Origin of the sequence: Acinetobacter sp. YH12155 (assembly GCF_013418255.1) — a bacterium.
GTDB lineage: Bacteria > Pseudomonadota > Gammaproteobacteria > Pseudomonadales > Moraxellaceae > Acinetobacter > Acinetobacter indicus.
Window position 1 is genome coordinate 36,805 of sequence record NZ_VPCK01000004.1, and the last position, 21,228, is coordinate 58,032.

Annotated in this window: 22 protein-coding genes; 11 read left to right on the forward strand and 11 right to left on the reverse strand. The window is 48.0% G+C overall.

Annotated features, from left to right (window positions below; translation table 11 throughout):
• Window positions 1-19: 19 nt before the first annotated feature.
• The 6 genes from FTU86_RS03430 to FTU86_RS03455 all read right to left on the reverse strand — a co-directional run bounded on the left by FTU86_RS03430 (window position 20) and on the right by FTU86_RS03455 (window position 3,566).
• Window positions 20-265, reverse strand: a complete 246-nt coding sequence (locus FTU86_RS03430; RefSeq protein WP_005180946.1) for a hypothetical protein — start codon at window positions 263-265, stop codon at window positions 20-22.
• A 19-nt stretch (window positions 266-284) separates the two neighbouring features.
• Complete coding sequence (locus tag FTU86_RS03435; RefSeq protein ID WP_005180945.1) at window positions 285-824, reverse strand: M23 family metallopeptidase; 540 nt, start codon at window positions 822-824, stop codon at window positions 285-287.
• 57 nt (window positions 825-881) lie between these two features.
• Window positions 882-1,916: an A/G-specific adenine glycosylase gene (mutY, locus tag FTU86_RS03440; RefSeq protein WP_160242685.1), complete on the reverse strand. Its 1,035-nt coding sequence runs from the start codon at window positions 1,914-1,916 to the stop codon at window positions 882-884.
• A gap of 111 nt (window positions 1,917-2,027) precedes the next feature.
• On the reverse strand, window positions 2,028-2,393 hold the full coding sequence (locus tag FTU86_RS03445) for an HIT family protein (protein ID WP_005180943.1): 366 nt from the start codon (window positions 2,391-2,393) through the stop codon (window positions 2,028-2,030).
• A gap of 60 nt (window positions 2,394-2,453) precedes the next feature.
• Entirely contained in the window at window positions 2,454-3,191 is a 738-nt protein-coding gene (locus FTU86_RS03450; RefSeq protein WP_075167949.1) for a dienelactone hydrolase family protein, read from the reverse strand.
• 216 nt (window positions 3,192-3,407) lie between these two features.
• Window positions 3,408-3,566: a DUF1328 domain-containing protein gene (locus FTU86_RS03455; protein ID WP_005006601.1), complete on the reverse strand. Its 159-nt coding sequence runs from the start codon at window positions 3,564-3,566 to the stop codon at window positions 3,408-3,410.
• A 191-nt stretch (window positions 3,567-3,757) separates the two neighbouring features.
• Between FTU86_RS03455 and FTU86_RS03460 the strand changes: the two genes are divergently transcribed.
• Both FTU86_RS03460 and FTU86_RS03465 read left to right on the forward strand, forming a co-directional pair.
• Complete coding sequence (locus FTU86_RS03460) at window positions 3,758-4,210, forward strand: YcgN family cysteine cluster protein (protein WP_016658695.1); 453 nt, start codon at window positions 3,758-3,760, stop codon at window positions 4,208-4,210.
• A gap of 174 nt (window positions 4,211-4,384) precedes the next feature.
• Entirely contained in the window at window positions 4,385-5,653 is a 1,269-nt protein-coding gene (locus tag FTU86_RS03465) for a replication-associated recombination protein A (protein WP_104473406.1), read from the forward strand.
• 276 nt (window positions 5,654-5,929) lie between these two features.
• Here the strand turns inward: FTU86_RS03465 and purC are convergent, their stop codons facing one another.
• The 3 genes from purC to dapA are packed head-to-tail and all read right to left on the reverse strand — an operon-like array spanning window position 5,930 to window position 8,201.
• Window positions 5,930-6,649: a phosphoribosylaminoimidazolesuccinocarboxamide synthase gene (purC, locus tag FTU86_RS03470; protein ID WP_005180935.1), complete on the reverse strand. Its 720-nt coding sequence runs from the start codon at window positions 6,647-6,649 to the stop codon at window positions 5,930-5,932.
• 37 nt (window positions 6,650-6,686) lie between these two features.
• On the reverse strand, window positions 6,687-7,289 hold the full coding sequence (locus tag FTU86_RS03475; RefSeq protein ID WP_005180933.1) for a hypothetical protein: 603 nt from the start codon (window positions 7,287-7,289) through the stop codon (window positions 6,687-6,689).
• 15 nt (window positions 7,290-7,304) lie between these two features.
• Complete coding sequence (dapA, locus tag FTU86_RS03480; protein WP_005180931.1) at window positions 7,305-8,201, reverse strand: 4-hydroxy-tetrahydrodipicolinate synthase; 897 nt, start codon at window positions 8,199-8,201, stop codon at window positions 7,305-7,307.
• A 726-nt stretch (window positions 8,202-8,927) separates the two neighbouring features.
• Between dapA and mhpT the strand changes: the two genes are divergently transcribed.
• The 4 genes from mhpT to ppk1 all read left to right on the forward strand — a co-directional run bounded on the left by mhpT (window position 8,928) and on the right by ppk1 (window position 14,207).
• Window positions 8,928-10,136 (forward strand): 3-(3-hydroxy-phenyl)propionate transporter MhpT, encoded by a 1,209-nt coding sequence (gene mhpT, locus FTU86_RS03485; protein ID WP_168414821.1) that lies wholly within the window; start codon window positions 8,928-8,930, stop codon window positions 10,134-10,136.
• A 145-nt stretch (window positions 10,137-10,281) separates the two neighbouring features.
• Window positions 10,282-10,938 carry a bifunctional nicotinamidase/pyrazinamidase gene (gene pncA / locus FTU86_RS03490; protein ID WP_045796561.1) on the forward strand — a complete coding sequence of 219 codons (657 nt, stop codon included), beginning with the start codon at window positions 10,282-10,284 and terminating at the stop codon, window positions 10,936-10,938.
• Window positions 10,939-10,975: 37 nt separating this feature from the next.
• On the forward strand, window positions 10,976-11,905 hold the full coding sequence (locus FTU86_RS03495) for a bile acid:sodium symporter family protein (protein WP_180048313.1): 930 nt from the start codon (window positions 10,976-10,978) through the stop codon (window positions 11,903-11,905).
• 238 nt (window positions 11,906-12,143) lie between these two features.
• Entirely contained in the window at window positions 12,144-14,207 is a 2,064-nt protein-coding gene (ppk1, locus tag FTU86_RS03500) for a polyphosphate kinase 1 (RefSeq protein ID WP_075175034.1), read from the forward strand.
• Between the two features lie 63 nt (window positions 14,208-14,270).
• Here the strand turns inward: ppk1 and FTU86_RS03505 are convergent, their stop codons facing one another.
• Complete coding sequence (locus FTU86_RS03505) at window positions 14,271-15,524, reverse strand: hypothetical protein (protein ID WP_104490443.1); 1,254 nt, start codon at window positions 15,522-15,524, stop codon at window positions 14,271-14,273.
• A 77-nt stretch (window positions 15,525-15,601) separates the two neighbouring features.
• Here FTU86_RS03505 and serB point away from each other — a divergent pair, with 77 nt between their 5' ends.
• From serB to FTU86_RS03520, 3 genes are all read left to right on the forward strand, one after another.
• Window positions 15,602-16,822, forward strand: coding sequence for a phosphoserine phosphatase SerB (gene serB, locus FTU86_RS03510; RefSeq protein ID WP_005180917.1), 1,221 nt, complete (start codon window positions 15,602-15,604; stop codon window positions 16,820-16,822).
• A gap of 401 nt (window positions 16,823-17,223) precedes the next feature.
• On the forward strand, window positions 17,224-17,559 hold the full coding sequence (gene aciT, locus FTU86_RS03515) for a ciprofloxacin tolerance protein AciT (RefSeq protein ID WP_005180916.1): 336 nt from the start codon (window positions 17,224-17,226) through the stop codon (window positions 17,557-17,559).
• Between the two features lie 154 nt (window positions 17,560-17,713).
• Window positions 17,714-18,199 carry an SCP2 sterol-binding domain-containing protein gene (locus tag FTU86_RS03520; RefSeq protein ID WP_180048314.1) on the forward strand — a complete coding sequence of 162 codons (486 nt, stop codon included), beginning with the start codon at window positions 17,714-17,716 and terminating at the stop codon, window positions 18,197-18,199.
• A 69-nt stretch (window positions 18,200-18,268) separates the two neighbouring features.
• On the opposite strand, the gene dtd is transcribed toward FTU86_RS03520, so the two are convergent.
• Window positions 18,269-18,709 (reverse strand): D-aminoacyl-tRNA deacylase, encoded by a 441-nt coding sequence (gene dtd / locus FTU86_RS03525; protein WP_035363358.1) that lies wholly within the window; start codon window positions 18,707-18,709, stop codon window positions 18,269-18,271.
• A 226-nt stretch (window positions 18,710-18,935) separates the two neighbouring features.
• On the opposite strand from dtd, the gene FTU86_RS03530 reads away from it, so the two are divergent.
• Both FTU86_RS03530 and FTU86_RS03535 read left to right on the forward strand, forming a co-directional pair.
• Window positions 18,936-20,453 carry a catalase gene (locus tag FTU86_RS03530; RefSeq protein ID WP_180048315.1) on the forward strand — a complete coding sequence of 506 codons (1,518 nt, stop codon included), beginning with the start codon at window positions 18,936-18,938 and terminating at the stop codon, window positions 20,451-20,453.
• A gap of 185 nt (window positions 20,454-20,638) precedes the next feature.
• Window positions 20,639-21,169 (forward strand): ankyrin repeat domain-containing protein, encoded by a 531-nt coding sequence (locus tag FTU86_RS03535; RefSeq protein WP_005180904.1) that lies wholly within the window; start codon window positions 20,639-20,641, stop codon window positions 21,167-21,169.
• Window positions 21,170-21,228: the final 59 nt, after the last annotated feature.

The window sequence follows — 21,228 nt, forward strand, 5'->3', positions numbered from 1 at the left end:
ATGATGCTCCTGTACGGGTTTAAAGCTGGAAATGAACCCATTGATCCTGACGGTTATCCCAGTAAGACAATTCCGCCTGAGGCAGATCGGCAAAGGCAATCCAGACATCCTTGCCGGATTTATCGGCATAGCCGGTGCTGATCAGAAGTGCATCTTCAGTAATTTCCATGATCCAGCCCTGATGACTCTGGCCGTTCAACATAATTTTCTGTTGATTCCCGGATTCGGCAAATTCGACCAGTCGATTGATCAATGCTTCTGACATGTACACTTCCTAAAGCAAACTAACGTAAATAGGGATAGGGATTGACTGCACCGCGACCTTTGCCATTTAAATACAGGCCATAATGCAGATGCGGCGCGGTATGGCGGGCGTTGCCGCTATTGCCGACATAGCCAATGAGATCGCCTTTCTTGACATAATCTCCGACCTTCAGGCCACGTTTATGCCGGTCCAGATGGGCATAATAATGCCAGCTGCCGCCCGGTCCCAGAATCCATACCACTTTACCACCCAAATTGTTATTGCGTAAGTCGGCAATGAGGCCTTCGGTGGCGCTGTACACCTTGCTGCCGCGTGGTGCCAGAATATCAATGCCTTCATGCAGGCGGCCGCGACTGCGTGACGCGCCCCAGGTATCTTGCAAGTGCTGACGTTTGACGCCCTGTACCGGCACTGGCAAGCGGGTTTTAAGCGGCATGTGCTGCAGTTTTTTGACCATGGCCGGCGGTAGGGGGGCCGCAGGTTTTTTCGGTGCCGAGGTACAGGCTGCTAGCAGAATCAGACTGAAGAAAACACAGCAGAGTGAAATCGAGCGAAGCACAGCATCTCCCTGATGATTATTATGTCGATGGTATTCGAATTCCAGTCTTTGACTATGTCATAAATCGGCGGCCGAGATCAATTTTTTCATGGCGGTCGGCAGTCCACGTGCAGTAGCCTGTGCCGGCGTCATCCATTCGGCGTCCAGCTCAATCGCCAGATGTTCCTGCTGGTCCGGCTCGACCGGAATTACACTGGCATCCAGCAGCCAGGTAAAGTGGGTAAAGCTGTGTGAAATCTGCAGCTGCTGTTGTTGCTGTTTCAGACCCAGACGCTGACAGAGCGCCTGAAACTGCGCTGGATCATCAATAATCGGCAGGCACCATAATCCGCCCCAGAGGCCGCTATTCGGCCGCTGCTGCCACAGCCACTGGCCATCACTGTGTAAGAGCAATACCTGGGCCTGTCTTACGGGTACGGCTTTTTTCGGTTTTTTAAATGGTAATTCGGCTTCTAGGCCCTGCTGATGGGCCTTGCAGTGCTGTTGCATTGGGCAGTACAGACATAAGGGTTTTTTCGGGGTACAGATGGTGGCACCGAGGTCCATAATCGCCTGGGTGTAGTCATGATTACGCTCGGTCGGACACAGCTGTTCTGCCAGCTGCCACAAGGCCCGTTCATGTACCGGTTTGGACAGATCATCTTCAATGGCAAAAAAGCGCGCCAGCACCCGTTTGACGTTGCCATCCATAATTACGCCGTATTGTCTGAGACCCAAAGACATCAGTGCGCCTGCGGTCGAGCGGCCAATGCCGGGCAGGGCCATCCACTGTTCCAGATTTTCCGGAAAATGTCCTTGCTGGGCCACTATGCCAGCTGCTTTATGCAGATTGCGTGCCCGCGCATAGTAACCGAGTCCGGCCCAGTATGGCGCTACCTCATCCCAGGAGGCACGGCCTAAGCTTTCCACATCGGGAAAACGCTGAATAAAACGTTCGAAATATTGCAGCACGGTTTTGACCTGGGTCTGCTGCAGCATGATTTCCGATACCCAGACTTTATACGGATCATCGGCCACCTGCCAGGGCAGGTCATGGCGACCGTGTACATCAAACCAGGAAAGCAGGGCGTGGGAAAAAGAAAAGGCAGACATGAGAACCGGAACTGTTAAGCAGGCGCCTAGTATACCCAAATCTTGCCGGTGCAGCAGGCAATAAAAAAGGTGATGCCGCGGCATCACCTTCTGTTTTGGTCGCGGCAAGGCTTAGATGCTGCCGCTCATCCCCCAGCGTTGGTCCAGTTTGAGGATTTGACCTTCATAGCGTGGAATAATATGGATATGCAAATGCTGCGATGGGCTGCCAAACACATCGCCATCGTTAAAGCCGACATGAAAGCCCGCCGGTTGATGGCGCAGCTGTAATTCATTCCGCGCCAGTTCCAGCAGCGACATCAGGCTTTTACGTTCTTTGTCGGTGACATCAAAAAAAGAACTGACATGACGTAGAGGGATAATGACACAGTGGCCTTTAGACAATGCGTTCGGTTCGGGTAGAATCACGCCATAATCATTTTTGGCAATGACATCATATTCATCAAAGTTGCAATATGGGCAGTCTTGTTCGGTCATTCTTCTATCCTCTATTCAAATTCATTAATCTTTTTCAATATATATGGCCTCATGCCAGAATCAGGCCAAACGGCGTTGTAATAATTGGTACATGGCATCCAGGCTTTGCTGTTCTGCTACCGGGCTATAGCCGAGGTCGACGCCATTGGCTTTGGCACGTTCATCGGCCAGCGGGTTACTAAAGCCGTGCTTGGCATCTTCAAACACAATCACGTCATGTTCTACCTGGGCAGCGTGCATTTCTTCACGGAAGCTGGCCACATCATCCAGCGTTACCATGCTGTCCAGTTCACCATGCAGCACCAGAATTTCTGCCTGTACCTTGCCTTCCTGCGCTGGTTCTCTGGCCGCCAGAATGGCATGGAAAGTCGCAACAGCTTGTAGGTTGGCGCCTGAACGGGCCAAATCCAGCACCACTTTGCCGCCATAACAGAAGCCAATGGCTGCCAGTTTAGCCTGATTTACTTCCGGTTGGGCAGCTAAAGTGTCCAAAGCCGCAGACGCACGAGTCACAATGGTATTCGGGTCTTCAAAGGTCTGGCTCATCCACGCATTGGCCTGGGCAGCCGTAGTGGTATTTTTCTTGTCGCCATACATATCAATGGCCAAGGCGGCATAACCGTGTTCTGCCAGTTCGCGGGTACGCTGTTCAATATATTCATTTCGGCCCCACCATTCCGGTGCCACAATCACACCCGCGACTGGTGCATCGGTTTCGGGTGCAGCAAAATAACCAACCAACTGGCTACCATCTGCCGCCGTATACTGAATTTCGCGAGTTTTGATTGCTAAAGTCATGCGTCCAATCCTTGTGTTTTTTGAAATAATTCGATTAAAACATAAAAATGAGACAGCGGTTTGAAAAACATTTCAATGGGCCTAAACAAATGTGAGAAAATATTTTTAAGTTATTTTTCAAAGAATAATCTGTCTGTATCTGCTGTCGGTCTAAACACAGGCATAAAAAAGAAGGATTTGCATCCTTCTTTTTTGTGAGGGTCAGGGTATAAGAAACTATACCTTGCCGCGGGACAGGAAGCCGACAATTGCCAGAATAACAGCAATAACCAGCAGAATGACCGCGAAATCTTTAGATAAACCAGCGACACCACCGAAACCGAGTAGACTGGCAATAAGTGCGATTACAGCGAAGATAATGGCCCAACGAAACATAATTTTTCTCCATGTGTTTTTATACTTCTTGATCAAGTATAGGGGCAAGTCGCTGATTTGATTGTTTTGCTTTTGTTTATTAAGTGTTCAACTATTTATTTAAGTCTATGATTCTATTGTATCTATGACATAGCACATGCTTTTGTAGAAGACTGTTATAATAGACCGGTTATTTTGTAGTGTTGTGCATCATGTCTGATCAGCTTCGTCCCCAATTCTGGAAAAACTATCCGTTAACAGCCTTAACCCAGGCAGAATGGGAAGCGCTGTGTGATGGCTGCGGCTTATGTTGCCTGGTCAAGCTGGAAGATGAAGACAGTCATGAAGTCGCTTACACCAAAGTGGCCTGCAAGCTGCTGGATTGTACGACTGCCCGCTGTTCGGACTATCCGAACCGGCAGCAACAGGTACCGGACTGTATTCAGCTGACGCCGGAAAAGCTGGACAGTATTCACTGGCTACCGCCAAGCTGTGCCTATCGCCGTTTAAAAGAAGGTAAAAACCTGCCGTCCTGGCATTATTTAAATACCGGTTCACGTCAGAGCGTGATTCGCGCCAAAAAATCGGCCGCTGGCCGCTGTATTTCTGAAACGGAAGTCAATGAAGAAGAAATAGAAGACTATATTGTGCGCTGGGTACGTTAAGTTTTTAGGCCGTCTGTATCTTTAAGAGCAAAATTGGCGATTTAAACCTGATAAAACAACTGCCTACATTTAGACTCAGTTTGCCGCAGCAAGCGCTAAAAAATCGGCTATTGAAATACTGCATTTTGCCATAACATAGTACACTCAGCCGCAGCTTTGTACAGAAAACCTTCTATGTCAGACAGCCATATTCCACTTCCTGAACGTTTGCGCCCGCGCGATCTGTCGCAGATTATCGGTCAAGATCATCTTCTGGGGGAGCAGGCCCCGTTACGTCAAATGATTGATCAGGGCCATTTGCCTTCGATTATTTTCTGGGGACCACCAGGCGTTGGAAAAACCACCATTGCCTTGTTGCTGGCGCAGGCGGTTGATCGTCCTTTTGTCAGTCTGTCTGCGCTCAATACCGGGGTCAAGGAGTTACGTGAAGTGATTGCCGATGGCGGCGATTTACTAACGCCGGTGGTGTTTATTGACGAGATTCACCGCTTTAATAAATCCCAGCAGGATGCCTTATTAAATGCAGTCGAGAAGGGCAAAATTACCCTGATTGGTGCCACCACGGAAAACCCGTCTTTTGAGGTGAACAGTGCCTTGCTGTCGCGCTGCCAGGTCTATACCTTAAATGCACTGAGTGCCGAGGCCATCCAGCAGCTGCTGACCCAGGCCGTCCAAAGCGATAGCTTCTTAAAAGAACGTTATATCCAGATTGAGGAATTTGAAGCGCTGGTGCAGTTTGCGGCGGGTGATGCACGTAAGGCGCTGAATTTACTCGAGCTGATTGCCGGCACCTTTGAGCCGGACACAGAAAACAGTATTAACAATGCCCTGGTCGTGAAAGTGGCGCAGCAGAATATTGCCCGTTACGACAAATCTGGCGAGCAGCATTATGATCTGGTCTCGGCCTTTATTAAGTCGATTCGCGGCAGTGACCCGGATGCGACTCTGTACTGGATGGCGCGCATGCTCAAGGGTGGAGAAGACCCGCTGTTTATTGCGCGGCGTATGCTAATTGCTGCCTCGGAAGATATTGGCAATTCCAACCCAAATGCCTTGTTGCTGGCCGGTGAATGTTTCCGCGCAGTGCAGGTGATTGGTATGCCGGAAGCGCGGATTATTCTGGGCCAATGTGCAGTCTATCTGGCCACCAGTGCCAAAAGTAACAGTACCTATCTGGCCATTAACAAGGCGCTGGACTTGGCGGAAAAAACCGCCAATTTGCCGGTACCGTTACATTTGCGTAATGCGCCGACCAAGCTGATGAAAGAGCAGGGCTACGGGGTGGATTATCTGTATCCGCACAATTATCCGGAGCATTTTGTATTGCAGGATTATTTGCCGCCAGAATTAAAAGGCACCAAGCTGTATGAATCGGCGCGCAATAAACGCGAAGTTGAAGCCGAGCGTTTACAGCAGCGGCGCTGGATGCAGCAGCAACAGTAGCAATAAAAAAAAGCCCAATTCAGAGGGATGAATTGGGCCAAACTGGATGTTAGATTGGGAGAGAACATCCGCGAGGATTAACGAAACTGATCGGCAGTCACTGTAAAATTTACCGTGTCTTGCCTATGTGCTTAAGCATAGGTCAAAACTAAAAATATGTAAAAACGATCATTTTTATAAGTTGAATTTGTTTTTTCGATTGAGAGTGAGAAAACTCAGCCAATAAAAAAACCGGATCAGCTGATCCGGTTTTTTTATCGTTCATCTTGGAGATGATCAGATATTGTCGAGGTTGATGCCTAAACGTGCCGCAACTTCTTCATAGGCTTCAACCACGCCGCCTAAACCTTGACGGAAACGGTCTTTGTCGAGTTTTTTCTTGGTGTCTTTGTCCCATAGACGGCAGCCGTCTGGAGAGAATTCATCACCCAGCACGATACGGTCGTGGAACACACCAAATTCAAGTTTGAAATCGACCAGAATCATGTTGCCGGCATCAAACAGGGCTTTTAGTACATCGTTAACTTTGTAAGTCAGTTCTTTCATTTGTGCCAGCTGCTCAGCAGTCGCCCAACCCAGCGCAATCGCTTGAGATTCATTGACCATTGGATCGCCTAAGGCATCATCTTTAAAGAACAGTTCAAATGTTGGCGGGGTCAGTTCCTTGCCTTCTTCGACACCGAGGCGACGGCAAAGAGAACCAGCTGCATAGTTACGGATTACGCATTCAACCGGAATCATGCTCAGCTTTTTCACTAGCACTTCATTTGGGGTTAGCAGTTTTTCAAAATGCGTTTCAATACCGGCTTCAGCCAGTTTTTCCATAATAAAGGCGTTAAAACGGTTGTTCACCTTACCTTTACGATCTAGTTGTTCGATCTTTTCGCCATTGAACGCAGAGGCATCGTCACGAAAGACTAAAATCAGGTGGTCTTCACTATCTGTGGTATAAACAGATTTCGCTTTACCAGTATAGAGCAAGGTTTGTTTTAACATGAGGGAACCTTTTTCAGAAAAAAATGCCTAGTAATGTCTAGGCTGGCCAATTTTGGTAAATCTGGGCCAACAGGTCTGCAGCTTTTTCTTTGTCTGCAAAACTGTTGTCGGCGTTGAACACAGCCAGGTTGTTACTTGTACCGACAGAGGTGAGTCTTAAGACGTAGGTCTGTTGATCGACCGAGATGGTGACTTCGTAACGGTTTTTGCTCTGACCAATAATGCTATGGTTCAGGCTGCTGAGTGTGGCAAGCGTATACTGCCAAATTGTAGCAGAATTTCCATCTATTTTGAGCAGTGGATTTTGATTTCCATCTACAACCGGTTGTGGACGACCTGGCGCGGTGTTGTCCTGTACAGCAGCGGCCTGAGTCGGCTCTACGGCTGGAGGACGAGGAAGTGCGAAACGGTTGCCACGGCTGTTTTCCAGCTTCGGTGCATGTTCAATGGCCAGTGGGTCAACCGTTGGTGCAGGATACAATGGCGTTGCTGGTCGGGCCACAGCACCTTCAGGATATTGTAAGGGCGCAAGGGTGGTGGTGTCTTTATAATCCAGAGAGCCATTGCTGATGGCTAAAGAACTACAACCTGCCAAACTTACCACTGAAAGTGCAGCGATTAAACCAAAACGTAATTGCATAATATTGTGCTCTTATTAAATGACACCCGAAGCCTGTAAAGCTTCACGTAACGGTGCGCGATATTGTTCTGCAAGTGGCGTTAATGGCAGGCGGATGCCGGTACCAATTAAGCCCATTTCATGAAGTGCCCATTTCACCGGAATTGGGTTTGATTCACAAAATAGAATATTGTGTAAATTTGCAACTGTATTGTTACGTGCTTCAGCGCTGTCATTGTCGCCGGCAATGGCTGCGGCACAAACTTCGCTCATGACTTTTGGTGCCACATTGGCCGTAACCGAGATATTGCCTTTGGCACCAGCCAGCATTAACTGATAGGCAGTCGCATCATCACCTGAATAGACAGTCATGTCTTTACCGGCCAGACCAGCCAGTAATTCACGGCCACGTGGTACATCGCCAGTGGCATCTTTAATGCCCACAATTTGTGGAATGTCGGCCAGACGAATCACTGTTTCATTGGACATGTCGACGCCAGTACGGCCCGGAACGTTATACAGGATTTGTGGCAGATCCACTGCTTCGGCAATAGTCTTATAATGCTGATATAACCCTTCCTGGGTTGGCTTGTTATAATATGGCGTGACGAGAAGTGCGGCATCGGCGCCGAGTTCTTTGGCTTCTCTGGTCAGTTCGATCGCTTCATGCGTTGAGTTTGCACCAGTACCAGCAATCACCGGGATACGTTTGTTGGCCACGCGAATGATTTCTTTAATCACACGTGTATGTTCAGCCATGCTTAATGTAGAGGCTTCACCTGTCGTGCCCACGGCCACAATACTGTTTGTGCCTTGTTCTATGTGCCACTCAACCAGCTTCTCGAGACCTTTCCAATCTACGCTGCCATCTTCTAACATTGGGGTGACGATTGCGACAATTGAGCCTTGAATGGTCTGTGCTTGCTGAGTCATTTTGAAAAAATATCCTATTTTTCCATCCACAAAAGTTCGTAGAAACAGAAAACGTGGATGGTTGCAGTATTTTGATTTGAGTCAGAATTCAATAAGTCATGATTGAATAATGCTTATGCAAATTATGACTGATTCAGTGTGTCAGAACAATATCCGTAAGTCAAAGCCAATATCAACTTTATCCGCTGCTCAAAACAGTCCGGTATAAGGCATAAGTTGGTGCTTTTACAGCAGTTCCGGTTCATCTTCGACTTTAGAATGAACTGGTGAGTAAGCACAGGCCTATAGAAGCTGTCCGGACAGCAATTTTGCCTGGAAAATGCAGTAAAAAGCCACGAAAACCAGGTAAAAGGGTCGGAATTAAGATAAAAAAACACTTAAACTAGACCTGAAAATTATTTGAATAGCCTTTTTTTTAATGCCATTTCCTGCTTAAACCAGCTCGGAATGATTTTTTTCAGATCTAAATAAAAATAATAGTTTTGACTGTCTGTTTATTTATATCCTTTGATATTTATATGAATTTTATTGTTTTGTTAAATTGTTGCACTTCAATTAAGTCTTTCTAAAACTATATGTTTGCGCGTCTTAAAATAAGAAATGTCTATTAATTTTTTGCCAGACCGGGGCTTTATTCCACTTATTGGTAGTTAATTCAGAGGACATCCTCATAGATGATGGCGGCCTTAACCTTTTATAAACACTGATTGAAACAAGGATTCTCCAATGGAAAGATCAGATAATCGACATGCGATTGTGACAGTAGCCATCTGTTTCTTGATTGCGGTCATTGAAGGCTTGGATATCCAGGCAGCAGGTATTGCCGCAGCTGGTATCCGTGAGCATTTTGGCCTCGATAGCTCGCAATTGGGGGTGTTTTTTAGTGCAGGGATTCTGGGCTTATTGCCTGGTGCACTGGTTGGTGGACGCGTGGCAGACCGTATTGGCCGTAAACAGGTGCTAATCTGGTCGACTGCCGTGTTTGCGGTCTTTACTTTATGTACCGTATGGGTCAACAGCTTTAACTCATTGCTGGCGGTACGTTTCCTGGCCGGTGCCGGTCTGGGTGCAGCCATGCCAATTCTGATTACGCTGGCCTCTGAAGCGGTATCACCACAAAACCGTGGCCGTGCCGTAGGTCTGATGTACTGTGGTATGCCAGTCGGTGCTGCGATTTTATCGTTAATTGCCAGTACCGATTTCGGTTCTAACTGGAAAAACATTTTCTACCTAGGCGGTTTATTACCGATTATCGTCATTCCAGTGATGATGTGGTTATTGCCAGAATCAAAGGAATATTTAAAAGCCAAAGATCAGGCTGCGAATACGACAGCAGAAGCTACGCCACAAGGTTCGTTTAAAGATCTGTTTAACTCGAACAACCTGCTCCGTACCATGTTCATCTGGGTCAGCTATTTCTTCACCCTGATGGTGGTGTACATCATGCTGAGCTGGTTACCGTCGCTGTTCCAGGAACTGGGCTTCTCGCGTAAAGAAGGCGCAACTGCACAGTTCTACTTTATGGTCAGCGCGACGATTGGTACCGTTATTTTGGGTATGCTGACCGATCGCTGGAAAAAATCCTATGTCATTCTGTTGATGTACGGCGGTATTCTGGCCGGTCTGCTGGCACTGAACGCTGCAGGTTCATTAACTCAAATGTATCTGGCCTCTGCGCTGGTGGGTGCATTCGTCATTGGCTGTCAGGGTGTACTGTATGCCTTCGGTGGTATTGTGTATCCAACTGAAGTGCGTGGTACCGGTATTGGTGTGGCGTCTGCCGTGGGCCGTGTCGGTGCGATGCTCGGGCCTGCGATTGCCGGTTCACTGTTAACGGCTGGCTTTGGTGCAGCAGGGGTGATCTCTGCCGCGATTCCATGTATCGTGATCTCTGCCATCTTTATGTTACTGCTGGTGCGTCGTATTCAAAACTAAACACGCATTGTAACGACCCCTTCAGACAGCCCGCATATGCGGGCTGTTTTGTTTTCACCGTGCAGTCCAATGATTCCACTGCAACAAAACCATCCATTTGGTATATGCTAGGACGCTGACAATAAGCGAAACATGGATAGGTGTTATGCAAGCGCAGACGGCATTGATCGTAGTAGATGTACAAAATGGATTTACACCGGGCGGTAATTTGGCCGTCGCTGATGCCGATCAGATTATTCCGATCATTAACCAGCTGGGGCAGGTCTTCGACAATATTGTCCTGACCCAGGACTGGCATCCGCAGAATCATATTTCTTTTGCCGACAATCATCCGGGCAAACAGCCGTATGAAGTGGTGATGCTGGAATATGGCGAGCAGGTGCTGTGGCCGGCACATTGCGTCCAGGGCACAGCCGATGCCGAACTGCATCCGGCACTGGACTTGCCGCAGGCGCAGCTGATTATCCGTAAAGGTTTTCATGCACAAATTGACAGCTATTCGGCCTTTATGGAAGCGGATCAGAAAACCACCACCGGTCTCGCTGGCTATTTAAAAGCGCGTGGTATCGACACGGTGTTTATTACCGGCATTGCCACCGATTTTTGCGTGGCTTGGACCGCCATAGATGCCTGCAAGCTGGGCTTTAATACCTTTGTCATTGCCGATGCCAGCAAAGGCATAGACCTGAAAGGTTCATTGCAACATGCCTGGCAGGAGATGCTGGCGCATGGGGTGAAACGGGTCTATAGCAAAGATGTGCTGAGCCTGTTACAGCCTGCTGCACAGCCAAGCCTGGCCTGATTGGCCCGAATCATTCATTCAGAACGTGCTGAGGTCTATGGTGTTAGGTTTTAGCCAGTTTGTACAGAAAACTTTTGCCCTGTGGGTGCTGCTGTTTGCAGTGATTGCCATGTATCAGCCAGAGGCTTTTGTCTGGTTAAAAGCCTATATTACCTGGATGCTTGGCATCATCATGTTTGGTATGGGCATGACCATGTCACTGCAGGATTTTAAAGGCGTGCTGCAAAGCCCCAAAGCAGTCGCGATTGGCGTGGCCGCGCAGTTTATGGTGATGCCGCTGTTGGCCTATCTGTTATGTGCCTTATTCCGGTTACCGGCTGAAATTGCCATTGGGGTGATTCTGGTTGGCTGCTGTCCGGGTGGTACGGCTTCCAATGTAATTACCTATATGGCCAAAGGCAATACCGCCTTATCGGTGGCCTGTACTTCGGTGTCGACCTTGCTGGCGCCGCTGCTGACCCCAGCAATTTTCTTTGTGCTGGCCAGCCAGTGGATTAAAATTGATGCCTGGTCCATGCTGAGCTCGATTTTACAGGTGGTACTGTTCCCGATTGTACTGGGCCTGCTGCTGCGCGCGCTGTTTAAAACCCAGGTGGAGCGTTCCATTACCCTGATGCCGCTGGTTTCGGTGGTGGCGATTGTTGCCATTGTCGCGGCAATTATCGCCGGCAGCCGGGCACAGATTCTGGAAAGCGGCTTGCTGATTTTAGCAGTGGTAATACTGCACAATAGCCTGGGCTATTTACTTGGTTTCTGGGCAGCGCGTTTATTTAAATTGCCCTATGCCGACAGTAAAGCGGTGTCGATTGAAGTCGGAATGCAGAATTCTGGCTTGGGCGTGGCCTTGGCGGCGGTGCATTTTGCCGCGTCTCCGGTGACCGCCGTGCCGAGCGCCATCTTCAGTTTATGGCACAATATTTCTGGACCGGCACTGGCCACCTATTGGGCCAGCCAGCAGCGCCAATAAAGGACAGCTGTCATCCGGCTGTCATCAAGGCAAGGATGCCTTAGTATATTGAATATGCTGTCTTTTTACTTAGATAAAAAAACAAAAAAATGATAAAAAACAGATTTTTATTTTGAACAAATTTGGGCTAATTTTCATCATTTGGTCATTTTTGTAACACAACTGTCATATTCAATTTCTAAGATGCCCTCACAGAGGCGGCACAAACAGACTGTTGTAAGACAGCATAGAGTGAGATATGAGCGATTTTCAGCATTCATCCATGACCTATTTCAATCGGGAACTGGCATTATTCGAGTTCCATCAACGGGTATTGGCCCAAGCGCTGGATGAGCGTCTGCCGCTGCTGGAACGCTTAAACTTTCTGATTATTTTTTCCCGAAATCTGGATGAGTTTTTTGAAATCCGCGTGGCGGGTTTAATGAAACAGCTGGATTTAAATGCCCTGACCCGCACTCCGGATGCAATTCCGACCGAACTGGTGCTGGCACAGTTATCTGAAGAAATTCATGCGGCGGTCGAGCTGCAATATCGCACCTTAAATCAGGACATTCTGCCGCAGTTGCAGCAGGCCGGGATTCGTTTTATTCAATATCCGCAAATTCAGGACAAGCATAAACCCTGGATTGCCCAGTATTTTGCCAAACAGGTCCAGCCGGTACTGACCCCAATCAGTCTGGACCCATCACATCCGTTTCCGCGACTGGTCAATAAAAGCCTGAACTTTATTGTCAGTCTGGAAGGTAAGGATGCCTTTGGCCGTGAAATTGAAATGGCGATTGTGCCAGCCCCACGTTCCTTGCCGCGCTTAATTGCCTTGCCGCCTGAAGTGGCCGGGGAAGGGGAGGAACAGATTTTCCTGACGGCAATTATCCAGCAGCATATCAATGACCTGTTCCCGGGCATGAAAGCCACCGGCTGCTATGCTTTTCGTGTGACCCGAAATGCCGACCTGATTCTGTCGGAAGATGTCGATGATCTGGCGGTGGCCTTAAAAGATGAGCTGTCATCACGCCGTTTCGGCCGTGCGGTGCGTCTGGAAATTGAAGATGACTGCCCGCAGAGTATTATTGACTACTTGCTAGATGAGTTTGATCTGGATCAGCAGCAGCTGTATCAGACCAGTGGCCCGATTAACCTGTCGCGTCTCACCACCAGTTTTGACCGTCCGGAACTGAAATATCCGATTTTTAGTCCGGTGATTCCGCCGGTATTTCGCAAGCAGAAACCAATTTTTGAGGTGCTGAAAAAGCAGGATGTATTGCTGCATCATCCGTTTGATTCTTTTCAGCCGGTGATCAGCCTGCTCAAAGAAGCGGCCAAAGATCCGCATGTGCTGGCAATTAAACAGACCCTGTATCGCAGTGGTCCGGACTCGGAAATTGTGCAGGTACTGGCTGAAGCGGCGCGTAATGGCAAGGAAGTCACTGCGGTCATTGAACTGCGTGCCCGCTTCGACGAAGAATCCAATATCATGGTTGCCAACGTGCTGCAGGAAGCCGGTGCGGTAGTGGTGTATGGCATTGTCGGCTATAAAACCCATGCCAAAATGATTCTGGTGGTACGCCGCGAGCAGGACCAGCTGGTGCGTTATGTGCACTTGGGCACCGGTAACTACCATGCCGGCAATGCGCGCATGTACACCGACTACGGCCTGATGACCACCCAGCCGGATATCTGTGAAGATGTGCACCGCATGTTCCAGGAACTGACCGGCATGGGCAAAATGGCCAAACTGAAAAACCTGCTGCATGCGCCGTTCACCCTGCACACTGAACTGCTGAAACTGATTGAACAGGAAATTGAATTTGCCCAGGCCGGCAAAGCCGCGCAGATCATGATTAAAGTCAATGCCCTGACCGAGCCACAACTGATTGCGGCGCTATACCGTGCCTCGCAGGCCGGGGTGCAGGTTGATCTGATTATCCGTTCGATTTGCTGCCTGATTCCCCAAGTGCCGGGCATGTCAGACAATATCCGGGTGCGTTCGATTGTCGGTCGTTTCCTGGAACATACCCGCGTCTATTATTTTGAACATGGCGGCGAGAAAAAACTGTTCTGTGCCAGCGCTGACTGGATGGGACGTAACCTGTTCTCACGGGTTGAAACCTGTTTCCCGATTCTGGACAGCAAGATCAAGAAATGTATTGTCGAAGATGGTTTACGCAGCTATTTAAATGACAACCAGAATGCCTGGGAATTGCAGTCCGATGGCCACTGGCAGAAAGTGCAGCCGGAACCGGAACAGCCCCTGCACAGTGCACAGGCCTATTTACTGCAAAAAAAGCTCCTCAAACTCTAAGCCTCTATCAAAAAATCCTGACACGGGTCAGGATTTTGATCAGACGACAGCGGCTGCTGCATCTTAAGACGCTTTAGAGTGCTTGCCACGTAAAATTTCAGTTCTTAACTGCTGGGCCAGTTCGGCCGCTTCACTGTCCATGCCATTGACCATATAGGCATGCCGGGTCAGCACATTGGTCGGGTTTGGCATACTGACCAGTTCATAATGATCGGACAGGGTTTTCAGTAATTCATGCGGTAAATGCACCGCATTTTCCTTAGCTGACAGCTGGCTGACCAAGCGTTCTGCCGCCTGCACCGAAGACAGCTGCATGGCATCGACCGGGCTGGACAGTGCACTGCGGGTTTGCAGCACAAAGCGTTTTTCTTCACGGTAGCGTTTATACAGCACTTCAGACAGCAGCTGGAACACGGTGCCAATCATCGCCAGACACGGTGCCGCATTCGGTTTATCGGCCGACATGCTTAAGGTGGCGCCATCTTCATGGAATGGTTGTACCGTGGTGATATCCTGCTGGCTAAGTTTATAGTGCTGCACACACAGCTCGATGCTCTTGTTCAGGAAAATCTGGCATAGATTAAAATACGGCACCGAAACGGTTTTGTTGACCGTATCCATCAACTGTTTCGGATCATAGAACTGAATGTTTAAAGAAATTGTATGCGGATCAACCGGGGCCGGTTTGCTTTCTTTCGGTTTTGGTGCGGCTTTGGCCTGTTGCTGCGCCTGTGCAATCGCCAATGCGGTATTGTGTTTTTCCTGCTCCAGTGCCTGGGTCAGATTCTGGATTTCGTGTTTCAGACGCGATTCATTGTTGATACGCGCCAGATATTCTGAACGGCTTGGACGGGCAATCGCACGATAGGCCAGCCACAGCAGCGCATGAATAAACAGTGAGCTGAGAATCGCCATCCACTGGGTACGCAGAATTTCGCCAATACTTGGTTTGACCAGGGTCACTTCAATGGTGCCGACTTTCTTTTCGTTTTGCAGCGCATCGCGTACAAAGACTTCACCCTGACGGGTTTTGGCCAGGCCACCGGTGGCCAGCACCTGATTGTTGGTATTCAGAATGCGAATTGAGGCAATACTCGGGTTGGTGGCATAACGATCGGCCAGAAGCGCCAGTGAAACGGTATTGGCCGGTTCCAGCTCGGACAGGCTGTCTGTGACCAGCTGGCTGGTGATCAGCTGGCCTTGACTGGCCCGATTTTCATTGAGCTGGTGAGTCGTTGCCAGTACCAGTAAAAAGGTATGCAAGGCAAAACTTATGGTCAGTAGGCTAGCAAATAGCCCTTGTCTAGGCGCATTCAACGTAAACTTCCAAAGTAATTCTACTTAATTTCGATTATGATTCTAACAATAGTTGTAGCTCAGACCCGAGTCAATTCATGCGAGAAATCATTCTTATATCATTTTTAGGACCTGACCAACCGAATCAGTTTACTCGATTAATGCAGGTTCTGTCCGCTCATTCCTTACAAATCTTAGATGTCGGTCAGGCGGTCATTCATAACCAGTTGACTTTAGGTATTGTCGTCTCATCAGATGACCAGACGGCTACCGCATTAGCCATGAAAGAGATCCTGATTTTAGCACATGATATTGGCTTAACTGTGCGCTTTAAACCGATCTCTGCAACAGAGTATGAACAATGGGTCAATGAAGGTGGCCGTACTCGTTACATCGTGACGGCTTTGGCGCCAGAACTCAATGCCTCTCATCTGCAGGCAGTAACACAAATTGTATCCAGCCAGGGTTTCAATATTGAGACCGTGACCCGTCTGTCTGGCCGTCCGGCAGCAGATGGTTCCAGCCAGGGGCCAAAACGTGCCTGTGTGCAGTTTGGTTTAAGCGGTCAGATGCTCGATGCCGCAGCCATGCGTGCCGCCTGTTTAAGCCTGTCCAACGCGCTAAGCGTCGATGTCGCGGTGCAGGAAGACAATGCTTATCGCCGTAACCGTCGTTTGGTCTGCTTTGACATGGACTCAACCTTAATTGAGCAGGAAGTGATTGACGAACTGGCGATTGAAGCCGGTGTCGGTGCACAAGTGGCTGAAATTACCGAGCGTGCCATGCAGGGTGAGCTGGATTTCCAGCAAAGTTTCCGTGCCCGTGTGGCCTTGCTAAAAGGTCTGGATGCGTCGGTTCTGCCAAAAATCGCCGAGCGTTTAACCGTGACTGAAGGCGCCGAGCGTCTGATTTCGACCTTAAAAGCCCTGGGCTATCGCACTGCGATTCTATCGGGCGGATTCCAGTACTTTGCCGAATATCTGCAGGACAAGCTGGGGATTGATGAAGTACATGCCAATATTCTGGATGTCGAGCATGGCGTGGTAACCGGGGAAGTGAAAGGCCATATTGTGGATGGTGCGCGTAAAGCCCTGTTGCTGCGTGAACTGGCCGAGAAAATGGGTATTTCTCTGGAGCAGGCCATTGCGGTAGGTGATGGTGCCAATGACCTGCCAATGCTATCCATTGCCGGTTTGGGGGTTGCTTTCCGTGCCAAACCGCTGGTACGTGAAAATGCCAATCAGGCGATTTCCAGCGTTGGCTTGGATGGTGTTTTGTATCTATTAGGTGTCCATGATAAAGACCTGAACCGGGCTTAAGCACATCACAGGTTGAATCAAGCGCAGCATAAGGGCTGCGCTTTTTTTATGCAAAATCAGTGAACAAGGGCAAATGTTCATTTTTTGACTGAATCGAAATCTGCTTTAAAAACATCGAAAAAAATATTTTTCAGGGCAGTTTTGCAGGTTGTTTTTTTGTAATGACACGCGAAAGAAGGAGTAGCCTTATCTTCAGAAATCTTTAAAATTAAAAAAGTGTAATGACAATATAATATTGCGACAATGTGTGTCGCGTGGTCAAAATTTAAGTCTTTTTTTATCCAGAAAACTACTCATAATGCTTCCATAGATTTGAAATTGGCCTTGCCATTCATTTACAAGTATTGAAGATGGCATGGGGACTCGACAAGATCCACATCCATTTTTGGACGGAGGTTTTTATGTTAACAGCGAATTTAGCAACTATAGTCGGCTTGAGCTTGGTAGCGGCTGCTTTGATTGCTGTTTTCTTTTCGCCTTATCGTCGTTGGTTAAGCTTCATGTTGGCCGGTATGGCATTTTGGGGCATTTTAGAAACGGTCCGTTTTAGCGTACAAACTGTTTTTGAACTGCCTGTGACCTACAGCTATCTGTCTGCATTAACCCTGGCGATGATTGTTGTGACATTGCTTCTGCTACGCGAAGACCGTCGTGCAGAGCGTGCATTGGCCAAAAGACGTTATATCGAACATACCCCAGTGTATGAAGATGACCAGCAGCAGTATTCCAGCCGTTAAGTCTATACAGATAAAACGTCCAAAAAATGTACAGTCATGTACATTTTTTTTTACTTTCGATAATGATTGTTATACAAAGCCTTGCTGAAAAATCAGCTGTTTATGGTAGGATGAAAAGCAATCTAACCCAACAATTACAATAGGCCCGGACGTCATGAAACTTTCCTCAATTCCTGTCGTGAAACTCCCTCTGGTTGATGTCAGCACGGATCCGCTTGATTTACTCGTGACAGGTTTGGCTTTGCGTATGAAGCAGCTTGCCCGTACCAGCCCTAAATTTATTGAGTTGGTTCATGAGCGTCAGTTCCGCATCCAAATTGGTACCGATACCGGTTTTTCCCGTCAGATTATTGTCAATAATGGCGACATTGATACCGTGTCGGGTGATGCTGAAAAAGCCGATTTTATTTTGCAGTTCGCCGACAGCGAGCAGGGCGTGAAAACCCTGATGAAAGGCGATCCGACTGCCTTTATGACCGGCATGCAAAATGGCACCATTAAAATGGAAGGTGATTTTGGTCTGCTGGTCTGGTTTAACCAGGTGGCGAAACTGGTACCACCAAAGCTGCCGAAACCGGTCAAAGAAAAAATTAAAATGGCGCGTCAGTTTATTAAGCAGAAAACTGGTAAATCAATCTGATTGCTGCGTCGAAACGCCCAAGAAAAAGGTCTTCCAGTGGAAGACCTTTTTTATGCACCAAGCATTGGCTTATTCAATTTCCAGCTGAAAGGTCACCGGCCCGTCATTGACCAGATGCACTTTCATATCGGCGGCAAAAATACCGGTTTCTACCTGTGCAAACTGGCTTTTGGCATAGTCCACCAGCTGATCATACAGTTCTTTGGCTTGCGCAGGCGGCATCGCCGGGCCAAAGTCAGGGCGTAAACCTTTCTGGGTCTGGGCCATCAGGGTAAACTGCGATACCAGTAAAATACCGCCGCCGGCCTGGCTGACATTCCAGCCCATCTTGCCCTGTTCATCATCAAAAAAGCGATATTTCAGGATTTTATCAATCAGCTTTTTGCCTTTGTCCAGATTATCGTCTTTGCCCAAACCTAAAAAAACCAGAATACCGTGCTGGATCTGGCCGGTGACTTCTCCCTCTACCACCACTTTGGCTTCAAGAACCCGTTGTAATAATGCGCGCATACGAATGAACTGTCTGACTGTGTTGATGGGGAGAGATTGTAGCAAATTGTGATCCAAAACAGAGAACGTCGGCTTTTTGTTGAATAAATCTCTTAAAACCAATATGGGATTGATGTTTTATCTAATAAAACGATTCTGGTTATAAAGATATTCCGTTTTCACAATTTTGTCATGATTGCTATTTTTTGCCTGCAGGAAAGGGAAAGCATAAACAAGAGGTGATGGAATGGTGAAACATTCATTATGGGTTGCGATGCTGGCAACCATGACATTGAGCACACAAGCAGCAGTACTCACCAAAGACAATGGCGCAGCCGTAGGCGATAACCAGAACTCGATCACTGCCGGTGAAAACGGTGCCGTGTTACTGCAAGATGTACAACTGGTGCAGAAACTGCAGCGTTTTGGGCGGGAGCGTATTCCTGAGCGTGTGGTACATGCGCGTGGTACGGGTGCCTATGGTGAATTCGTTGCAACCAAAGACCTATCTGATCTGACCCTTGCTTCATTGTTCAAAGCCGGTACTAAAACTCCAGTTTTCCTACGTTTCTCTACCGTAATTCATGGTAAAGGCTCACCAGAGACCCTACGTGACCCACATGGTTTCGCAGTGAAGTTCTACACACAAGAAGGTAACTGGGACTTGGTCGGTAACCAGACACCGGTCTTCTTTATCCGTGATGCGATCAAATTCCCAGACTTCATTCATGCCATGAAGCCAAGCCCGGTGACTAACGTACAAGATGCCAACCGTGTGTTTGATTTCTTGTCGAGCCAGCCATGGGCAACCAACATGCTGACCTATGTATACGGCAAGCAAGGTGTTCCAACCAGCTACCGCGAACAGGACGGTTTTGGGGTTCACGCTTACAAACTGTATAACGACAAAGGCGAATACAAGTACGTGAAATTCAACTTCCGTTCTAAACAAGGCGTGAAGGGCTTGAACGTGAAAGAAGCGGCTGAGCAGCAAGGTAAAGATTTCAACCATTTGACCAATGATCTTTATAACAACATCTATGCAGGTAACTTCCCGAAATGGGATCTGTATATTCAGGTGCTTGATCCTAAAGACCTGGGCAAGTTTGATTTCGATCCGCTAGATCCAACTAAAATCTGGCCAACTGAGCTGGTTCCAGAAACTAAAGTCGGTACCTTGACCCTGAACCGTATGCCGAAGAACTTCTTCAATGAAACTGAACAGTCAGCATTTGCGCCAGGTAACCTGGTTCCAGGTATCGAGCCATCAGAAGACCGTCTGTTACAAGGCCGTATCTTCTCTTATTCAGATACACAAATGTACCGTCTGGGTGCAAATCATCAGCAGATTCCAGTCAACCGTCCAGTGGTAAATGTGAACAACAATAACCAGGATGGCTACATGAATGTATCTGAGCGTGACTCAGATGTGAACTATGAGCCAAGCCGTAAAGAGCCAAAAGCTGCCACTGAAAAAGCACGTGCGGTACAAACACCATTATCTGGTCATGTACAGCAAATTGGCGTGAAAGAGCAGAACTTCAAGCAGGCAGGTGAGCTGTACCGTTCATACACAGCTAAAGAGAAAGATGACCTGATCATGAACCTGGCTGCTGACTTAGGTGCAGTGAAAGATTCAGAAACCAAGCACATCATGTTGTCTTATTTCTACAAGGCAGATGCAGACTACGGTACCCGTATGACCAAAGCGGTGAACGGTAACCTGGCGACGGTTAAAGCTAAAGCTGCAAAATTAAAAGACTAATCTCGATTGGTCTTGAGGAACTGGTGACTAGGGTATAGCGCATCACCTCCGAAAAGTCCTGTAAAACTCCAAACCTTTCCTGCACCCTAGGGGGAGTTTTACAGGCACTCTGTTTCTATCTTATCTCAGGTGAATTGAATCCTGAGTGACTGAAATTTTCTTTTCGATTTCTGTTGGAGTTCATCATGAAAGTTATGCCAGAAGCATTTTTAGCCAGTATTCTTGCCTTCAGTTGCGCATTCGCAACTGCTGCTGAAGTGAAGAATGTCTCCCCTGCGAAAACTGTGGCAAGCGTTCAGATGACTTCACAACAGGAATTGGTCGACCTGTTCTTCGCTGCGGCCAAAATTGGTAATAGCGAAGTTATCAACGAATTTTTAAAGCATGGCTTTCCGGTCGATGTACGCAATAAAGACGGTTATACCCCGCTGATGATGGCGACCTATTATGGTCACCAGAGTATTGTTACGACCTTGTTGAAACATGGTGCAGACCGCTGTGCCCGAGACAACCGCGGCAATACCGCTTTAATGGGGGCCTTGTTCAAAATGGAATTTGCCATTGCCAAGCAGCTGCGTCAGGTGGATTGTGATGCCCAAGCCAAAAAGGCCGGACAAAAAACCACGGCTGAATTTGCTAAAGTGATTGGCCAGGAAAAACAGCTACAGAAAATCATCCAAGAAACAGAAAAACCTAAAACAAAAGCAGATAAATAGGCTGTTATTTACAGCAGTACTTTGGTCTATATTTCTCTTGGCTGTATGTAATTGCTGCA

Coding starts and splice junctions, on each gene's coding strand:
- FTU86_RS03430 (WP_005180946.1), bottom strand. CDS start 265: ATGTCAGAAGCATTGATCAATCGACTGGTCGAATTTGCCGAATCCGGG.
- mutY (WP_160242685.1), bottom strand. CDS start 1,916: ATGTCTGCCTTTTCTTTTTCCCACGCCCTGCTTTCCTGGTTTGATGTA.
- FTU86_RS03445 (WP_005180943.1), bottom strand. CDS start 2,393: ATGACCGAACAAGACTGCCCATATTGCAACTTTGATGAATATGATGTC.
- FTU86_RS03450 (WP_075167949.1), bottom strand. CDS start 3,191: ATGACTTTAGCAATCAAAACTCGCGAAATTCAGTATACGGCGGCAGAT.
- FTU86_RS03455 (WP_005006601.1), bottom strand. CDS start 3,566: ATGTTTCGTTGGGCCATTATCTTCGCTGTAATCGCACTTATTGCCAGT.
- FTU86_RS03460 (WP_016658695.1), top strand. CDS start 3,758: ATGTCTGATCAGCTTCGTCCCCAATTCTGGAAAAACTATCCGTTAACA.
- FTU86_RS03465 (WP_104473406.1), top strand. CDS start 4,385: ATGTCAGACAGCCATATTCCACTTCCTGAACGTTTGCGCCCGCGCGAT.
- purC (WP_005180935.1), bottom strand. CDS start 6,649: ATGTTAAAACAAACCTTGCTCTATACTGGTAAAGCGAAATCTGTTTAT.
- FTU86_RS03475 (WP_005180933.1), bottom strand. CDS start 7,289: ATGCAATTACGTTTTGGTTTAATCGCTGCACTTTCAGTGGTAAGTTTG.
- dapA (WP_005180931.1), bottom strand. CDS start 8,201: ATGACTCAGCAAGCACAGACCATTCAAGGCTCAATTGTCGCAATCGTC.
- mhpT (WP_168414821.1), top strand. CDS start 8,928: ATGGAAAGATCAGATAATCGACATGCGATTGTGACAGTAGCCATCTGT.
- pncA (WP_045796561.1), top strand. CDS start 10,282: ATGCAAGCGCAGACGGCATTGATCGTAGTAGATGTACAAAATGGATTT.
- FTU86_RS03495 (WP_180048313.1), top strand. CDS start 10,976: ATGGTGTTAGGTTTTAGCCAGTTTGTACAGAAAACTTTTGCCCTGTGG.
- ppk1 (WP_075175034.1), top strand. CDS start 12,144: ATGAGCGATTTTCAGCATTCATCCATGACCTATTTCAATCGGGAACTG.
- serB (WP_005180917.1), top strand. CDS start 15,602: ATGCGAGAAATCATTCTTATATCATTTTTAGGACCTGACCAACCGAAT.
- aciT (WP_005180916.1), top strand. CDS start 17,224: ATGTTAACAGCGAATTTAGCAACTATAGTCGGCTTGAGCTTGGTAGCG.
- FTU86_RS03520 (WP_180048314.1), top strand. CDS start 17,714: ATGAAACTTTCCTCAATTCCTGTCGTGAAACTCCCTCTGGTTGATGTC.
- dtd (WP_035363358.1), bottom strand. CDS start 18,709: ATGCGCGCATTATTACAACGGGTTCTTGAAGCCAAAGTGGTGGTAGAG.
- FTU86_RS03530 (WP_180048315.1), top strand. CDS start 18,936: ATGGTGAAACATTCATTATGGGTTGCGATGCTGGCAACCATGACATTG.
- FTU86_RS03535 (WP_005180904.1), top strand. CDS start 20,639: ATGAAAGTTATGCCAGAAGCATTTTTAGCCAGTATTCTTGCCTTCAGT.